Here is a 6642-nt window from a genome sequence, read left to right as displayed (position 1 = left end):
TTTGGAGGCGCGGGTCGGGATCGAACCGACGCATAAAGGTTTTGCAGACCTCTCCCTTACCACTTGGGTACCGCGCCTCGCGGGTGGGCTTTCGACTCCGAGCCCGGCTGAGAAACCCTTCAGCCCGGTTGCTTTGTTGTAGGTGAAGTGTACAGCAGGCAGGGATTTTTGGAGCGGGAGACCGGGGTCGAACCGGCGACATCTTCCTTGGCAAGGAAGCACTCTACCACTGAGCTACTCCCGCTCTCTCAAGTATAAGTATAGCGGCCTCCACACATCGGGTCAAACACGGTGGAGACATGCGCACCGTCTGTCTGCTTCGTGTCCAAGTAGCCGCCGAGACCAAACCTGCATCTCACCTGCTGGAGAAGTTTTACTCGGGATCCGAGAGGGTACGGATGGGGATGGGGCAGATGCGGACAATGCCATTGGCATCACCCGCCTGGGAGCATGCAGAGCACTGGCAGGCGTTGCTGGATACCTCCGGCGAAGGCATCTGGGGGCTCGACCTAGAGGGTAGATGCACCTTTGTGAACCGCGTGGCGGCGAGCGCGCTGGGTTTTCGCGCTGAAGAATTGCTTGGCGTCGATCTTCACGAACTGGTGCATCGGCACCCTGCGCGCGGAGCGCGCACAGAGTGTCCCATCTACGAGATTTTTCGCGGCAACAGGCCCGCGCGTCAGCTTGCCGATACGTTTTTTCGTAAGGACGGCAGCCCGCTCGCCGTGGCCTTGTCGTCGGAACCGATTACTGTTGAAGGAAGAGTGCGCGGAGTCGCAGTCGCGCTTCGTGATGTTACGCGGTCGCGCCAACAGGATGAGGCGTTGCGCAAGCTGGAAAAGCAGGCAGCCGTCGGACAGCTGGCCTCCTCCATCGCGCACGAGATCAATAACCCGCTGGAGTCTATCACCAACCTGCTCTATCTGATCCGGCAGACGGAGACGATGTCTGATGTGCAGGAGTATGCGCGGCTAGCTCAGGACGAGTTGGCCCGCGTCACGGCCATCACGCTGCAGACGTTGCGTTTTCATCGCCAGTACAGCCGTCCGGTCGAAGTGGATTTGGCCGAGTTGCTCAATGCGGTCATTGTGCTTTACACGGGGCGCCTGTTGGTGCGCGGAGTCACCGTAGAACTGAAGCTCGAAGATGCGCCGAAGATATTCTGCATCGAGGGCGAGATTCGCCAGGTGGTCAACAATCTGGTTCGCAACGCGCTCGACGCCATCAGCGAGGGCGGCCGCCTGTTTGTCCGGCTCCACGTGCAGCGAGACTGGCGCACCGGCGCGCGAGGCGTGCGTCTGATCGTTGCGGACAACGGCGAGGGCATCGTCGCGAGCATCCTGCCGCATCTCTTCGAGCCATTTCAGACGACGAAGGAGTTGACTGGCACGGGACTTGGTCTGTGGGTCAGTAAAGGCATTGTCGAAAAGCACGGAGGACGCATTGCCTTCCGCACACGCGGAGAAGGAGGTGATGTGCCGGACAGGCACGGAACAGTCTTTGCGGTATGGCTGCCTGTGGCCCCGGCTGCGTCAGTCTGAGTCCGAGGGCAGATGAATGGGGATGCGCGGGCCGGCGAGAAGGTCGCGCCGTTTGCGCACAATGTGCGGCGTCACCAGCAGAATCAGTTCGGAGGTGTCCTTTTCGGCGGCTTTGTCAGCGATCGCTGTCTGAAATCCGGGTAGCTCGCCAAGCCCTGGCAAGCCGCTGATCGCCGCGGACTCCGACCGTGTGAGCGTGCTGACGAGCATCGCTGTCTGGCCGTCGGGTACGGTCACGGTGGAGACGAACGCGCGGTTGTTCAGCACTGGGATGTTGTTTGCCGAGCTTCCCGCGAGCGATTCGATCTTCAGGTCGAGCTGCATGGCAATTTCACCCGACTTCTGTACGGTGGGAACGGCCTTGAGGGTGAGGCCGAGGTCTTCATACTGGATCTGCGGAATCGTGACCTGCGTGCCAAGCTGCGCCAGCAGCTTCGAGGCGGGCACGCCGTTGACGTTGATGCCGGCCAGCGCCGAGGCAGCACCGGCAACACCATTGGTGTAGCTGGCCGTCGTGATCGGGTAGCGGGTGCCGATGCGGAAGGTCGCGGTTTCGCGGTCGTTGATCCGCACCTGAATGTCGTCGAGCCCGCGCGTATCGCTTGAGTTGAGAGCAAGATGAAACGCGGCGCCCTGATTTTCGGTGACGCCCATCGTCGTCAGTCCGCCGCCGAAGAGGCCGATCGTGTTCGAGACCAGCGTGCTCTGCACCAGGCCCGAGGCGATCAGCGCCAGCGCGATGGTCACGTTGCTGGCGTTGGCCGGGACCAGCCCCTGCGCGATGGCCTGATTGACCAGCTCGCGGTTCTGATTCACGATCTGCTGCGCTTCGCTGGCAACGCTGAAGATGCCAATCTGCTGCGGCGTCTGCCCGCCGATATTGCGCTGGCGTGTCGTATCGACGGCGTAGAGGCGCAGGTCGATCATCACTTCGCTGGTGTCGTCCATCAGGCCGGCGAGTGTCAGGTTCACGGCCTTCAGCGTGTCCTGGGGCGCGCGCAGCACCAGGTTGCCGGAGTTCTTTTCGACGGTAAGCTGCTTGACCTCGAACACCTGGCGAATCACATTGCCGAGAGAGTCCATGGCCTCGTTGGACATTCCGGGAACATAGATCGTCTCCTCAAGCTGACGCTCGTATCGCTGGCGGTTATCCGGCGTGTCGTTGGCAATGATGACGCTGGTGGGATCAAGCGGCACGGCGAAGGCGTGCATCATCTGGAGCAGGATCGGCGCGGCCTGCGCGTAGGCTACGTTGTCCAGCACGAAGCGCAGGTCTTGATGCTGGACTGAGTCGTCAAAGGTGGCACGGATGCCATAGCTCTGGAGCACCTTGCGGGCCACATCCTCGGCGTTCGAGTGCAGATGAAAGCTCTGGACGCTCTTGTTGGGCTGGAGTTCGATGGGACCGGCCAACTCGGGACCGCTCCGTAGCCATGGCTCGATCTCCGGGCGGAAGACGCGCTCCAGGGCGCCCTCGTTGAGACGCTCCTGAACCAGGGCATTTTCTGGATCGAGCTGCCGCGCCTGGGCGAGCAGGGCATTGGCCTTTTCTTTCTGCCCCAGCAGTCGCGCTTTGCCTGCCTGCTGCACCAGGTCGGTGACGCGCTCCTGATGGGCCAGGGCGGCTGCCTGTGCGTAGTCGTGGTTGCCGGGGTTCAGCTTGGCTGCCTTCGTGAATTGCTCTTCGGCGCCCTCTAGGTCTTTGCGTTCGAGCAGCCGCGCTCCGGCAAGATAGGCGTCTTCTGCCTGCTGTCGCTGGGCTCGGCTGAGAGTCTCGTTGATGGGCTTCGTCTTCGCAGTGTCAGCGGACGACTGACTTGACGGCCGGTTTTGTGAGGGTTGAGTAGGAGGTGTCTGGGCGAGCGTGGCCATGGAGAAGCTCGCCAGAGCGAGCGCGGCAGTGCATCGTGTAAGGGTAGAGGCGCGCGGCTGGGCGGGGAGCTTCATCTACTGCAAGGTTAGACGGAGACGGAGGGCTGGCGCGGGTTAAAGTACCCTGCGCCTTTGGTGGGAGCGTGCCTCAAGAGGTTCCTAGCGCGCGCTGGCGATGCTCTGGATGCGGGGGCGTTCGCTGGCGACCGGACGCCGCATTCCATTGCGGATCTGGGCCGTGTTCATGTCCAGCTCGGCGAGCGTGCGGCTCAGCGTATTGCGGTGCATGCCCAGCTCTTCGGCGGCCTTGCACTGGTTTCCTTTGTGGTGCGAGAGGACTTCCAGAATGTAGCGCTTCTTGAACTGGCGAACCGCTTCCGTATACGGAATGCCCGCGCTGTGCATTTGAGAGATGAGACCGTCCATTTCGCGCTTCAAAGGTTTTTCCTCACTGGCGGCCTCTTCAGCGGGCCACATTTTTATTCTGACCCTATTTTAGCGGTTTGATCCAATCCGGCGCATTGTGCTTGAGCTTCGCCGCGCCGTCCACAATTCGCTCGCGCAGCTCGTGGGGCACAACGAAGGATACCGCATGAGCACCCGTAAGGAAATAGGAAGATAAACGGGAGTTGGCCGCCCACTTCGACTGGGGGAAAAATGCTGCCGCCGTCATCAAAACCACCACCCCAATCAGGCACCCCCTGAGAAACCCAAAAGCCGCCCCCATCAGCCGGTCGAGGAACCCCAGTCCGATGGCGTGGGCTGTACGATGCAGCCCTTTGCCTAGCAGGGTTGCCACCACCGCGACGGCGACCAAAATCAGCAGGAATGCCGTAATCTGGGCAATCTCCGGCGTCGAGATGAAACGCGCAAGCGGCGCGGCGAGTCGCATGTAGTTCCAGGCCGCCAGTAGCAGCCCGCTAATCAGCCCTCCCAGCGCAAACAACTCCAGCAGAAAGCCCCGCACGAAGGCCAGGATGGTTGAGTAGGCGAGGATGGCAATCAGTACCCAGTCAAAAGGGGTCATGGTGTCTCGCTGTCGGCAAGGCTGGTGCGGCCTGTGATGAGGTGGAATGCCTCCATATACTTCTCGCGCGTGCGGGCGACGACCTCGTCGGGCAGCGAAGGCGCGGGGGCCTGCTTGTTCCAGCGGATCGACTCCAGATAGTCGCGCACGTACTGCTTGTCGAACGATGGCTGCGCCCCGCCTGGGCGGTAGCCATCCGCAGGCCAGTAGCGCGAGGAGTCCGGCGTGAGCACCTCGTCGGCCAGGATGGTCTTGCCGCCCAGCGAGCCGAACTCGAACTTTGTGTCGGCCAGGATCAGGCCCTTGCTAGCCGCGTGACGGCTGGCCTTTTCGTAAATCGCCAATGTCAGGGCCTTCAACTCTTCGGCCTTCTCCCGGCCAATCGTCGCGGCCATCTGTTCGAAGGAGATGTTCTCGTCGTGGCCCACATTATTTTTGGCCGCCGGTGTGAAGATGGGCTCGGGCAGCCGGTCGGACTCGCGCAGCCCCGCAGGCAGATGGATGCCGCAGACCGCGCCGGTCTTCTGGTAGTCCTTCCAGCCCGAGCCGGAGAGGTATCCGCGCACAACGCACTCGATGGGAAACATCTCCGCGCGCCGCACGACCATGCTGCGGCCTCCGAGTTGTGTCGCATAGGGCTGGAGTGCGGCAGGGAAGTCGCGGACAGCGGCCGAGACGAGGTGGTTCGGAACCACGTCTGCCAGGAAGTCGAACCAGAAGCACGAAAGCTGCGTCAGGATGCGGCCTTTGTCCGGGACGCCGCTGCCGAGCACGTGGTCGAACGCGGAGATGCGGTCGGTGGCTACAAACAGAAGCCGTCCCTCGTCGAGCGCGTAGATGTCGCGCACCTTGCCGCGCGCGGTCAAAGGAAGGCTGCCAAGATCGGTTTGTAAAAGAGCCTGGTTCATTTGGAGGAAGCTGTCACTTTCTTGTGTCGAATAAGGTGGAAAATTGGCCGGTAGAGCGGCAACACAATGGACCGCGCCGAGTCCGGTCCCAGCCTGGGCGAGGCCGGACAGACCATCAGGACGTTTCTCTGGTCAGGCTGAAGAACAGCGTAAGCTGCCCAGGCGTCGCACTGCGCGCCGTAATAACGAGCGGACAGAAGGCTGCGGCGCACGAACGGCAACCATCGCGGCTGGTAGTAGATGGTCAGGTCCGTGCCCGAAACATCAGGAGCGCCCGGCCCCCAGAGAACACGCTCACTCACGATATTGCCGCCGATGCGAGACTTAATTGTGGGTGGAATGCCAAAGAGCGTTGAGAGCGGAAGAAAAATGCTGGATGAAAGCACTGGCACAATCAGAACGACGGCGATGATGCCAGTCAACCACAGCGGCCTGAGCCGCGTAAACATGATCATCAAAAAGATGTAGCTCAGAATACATAGCCAGTAGAGTACGTGATTGAGTTGGAGCGAGGGGGCACTCCACTTCGTTACAAAACCAATCCCGACGACAGCAGGAACAATCACCGCACAGGACGCCATCAGCTTTCTGAGCCATCCGGGAATGCGCAGCCAGAAGATGCGGATGAGAACCATCACTGCCGAGAGGCTCGCGAGAAGACCGAATGTGAGCTGCACACCCATGACTTTTAGCTTAGAGGCGTTTCGCCAAAAGCGGGACGAAAAATCTCCGGCACAATAAAAAGCGGCAGGGCGACGAGAACGTTCCGCCCTGCCTGCGCAAAACCAAATCCGTTATCAGGCCACGGCGCGCCGGTTGTCGCCGGAGTCGCGGCGCGTGAGGTTCACGCTCACGATCTTCGAGACACCCGGCTCCTGCATGGTTACGCCGTAGATGACGTCAGCCTGGCCCATCGTCCGCTTGCTGTGCGTGATGACCACGAACTGCGTATTCGCGCTCATGTCGTGGATGAGCTTGGCGAAGCGGCCCACGTTGGTCTCGTCGAGCGGCGCATCCACCTCGTCCAGGATGCAGAATGGCGCAGGCTGATATTGGAAAATGCCGACCAGCAGCGCAAGCGCCGTCAGAGCTTTCTCGCCGCCCGAGAGCAGCAGGATGTTCTGGAGCTTTTTGCCCGGAGGCGAGGCCATGATGTCGATACCGCTCTCCGCCGTGTTCTCCTCGTCCGTCAGTTTCATCGAAGCCTGCCCGCCGCCGAAGAGCTTGGTGAACGTCAGCGAGAAGTTCTCGTTGATGACTTTGAACGCCTCGTCGAACTTCGTCCGCGAGATCT

At 61.2% G+C, this 6642-nt stretch carries 6 protein-coding genes, 2 tRNA genes and 1 pseudogene; 1 reads left to right on the top strand and 8 read right to left on the bottom strand.

Annotated elements, in window-relative coordinates:
• Positions 1-2: 2 nt before the first annotated feature.
• Both VFU66_RS13535 and VFU66_RS13530 read right to left on the bottom strand, forming a co-directional pair.
• Positions 3-77: transfer RNA gene (locus VFU66_RS13535), tRNA-Cys, on the bottom strand.
• Positions 78-169: 92 nt separating this feature from the next.
• A tRNA-Gly gene (locus VFU66_RS13530) sits at positions 170-244 on the bottom strand.
• Positions 245-299: 55 nt separating this feature from the next.
• On the opposite strand from VFU66_RS13530, the gene VFU66_RS13525 reads away from it, so the two are divergent.
• Positions 300-1541, top strand: a complete 1242-nt coding sequence (locus tag VFU66_RS13525) for a two-component system sensor histidine kinase NtrB (protein ID WP_326446793.1) — start codon at positions 300-302, stop codon at positions 1539-1541.
• On the opposite strand, the gene VFU66_RS13520 is transcribed toward VFU66_RS13525, so the two are convergent.
• From VFU66_RS13520 to VFU66_RS13495, 6 genes and pseudogenes are all read right to left on the bottom strand, one after another.
• A complete protein-coding gene (locus VFU66_RS13520; protein ID WP_326446792.1) occupies positions 1533-3488 on the bottom strand; it encodes a secretin GspD/PilQ domain-containing protein in 1956 nt (651 codons plus the stop codon). The genes VFU66_RS13525 and VFU66_RS13520 overlap by 9 nt on opposite strands.
• An 84-nt stretch (positions 3489-3572) precedes the next feature.
• On the bottom strand, positions 3573-3851 hold the full coding sequence (locus tag VFU66_RS13515; protein WP_326446791.1) for a helix-turn-helix domain-containing protein: 279 nt from the start codon (positions 3849-3851) through the stop codon (positions 3573-3575).
• A gap of 52 nt (positions 3852-3903) precedes the next feature.
• A complete protein-coding gene (locus tag VFU66_RS13510; protein WP_326446790.1) occupies positions 3904-4440 on the bottom strand; it encodes a CvpA family protein in 537 nt (178 codons plus the stop codon).
• Positions 4437-5348, bottom strand: coding sequence for a phosphoribosylaminoimidazolesuccinocarboxamide synthase (locus tag VFU66_RS13505; RefSeq protein ID WP_326446789.1), 912 nt, complete (start codon positions 5346-5348; stop codon positions 4437-4439). The genes VFU66_RS13510 and VFU66_RS13505 overlap by 4 nt, the downstream gene beginning before the upstream one ends.
• Positions 5345-6031: a hypothetical protein gene (locus tag VFU66_RS13500; protein WP_326446788.1), complete on the bottom strand. Its 687-nt coding sequence runs from the start codon at positions 6029-6031 to the stop codon at positions 5345-5347. The genes VFU66_RS13505 and VFU66_RS13500 overlap by 4 nt, the downstream gene beginning before the upstream one ends.
• A 114-nt stretch (positions 6032-6145) precedes the next feature.
• Positions 6146-6642, bottom strand: a pseudogene (locus tag VFU66_RS13495) (chromosome segregation protein SMC); the annotation flags it as partial.

The sequence above is a fragment of the Edaphobacter sp. genome (assembly GCF_035763405.1).
In the GTDB taxonomy this organism is placed as follows: Bacteria; Acidobacteriota; Terriglobia; order Terriglobales; family Acidobacteriaceae; genus Edaphobacter.
This window is presented reverse-complemented; position numbering and strand designations above follow the sequence as displayed.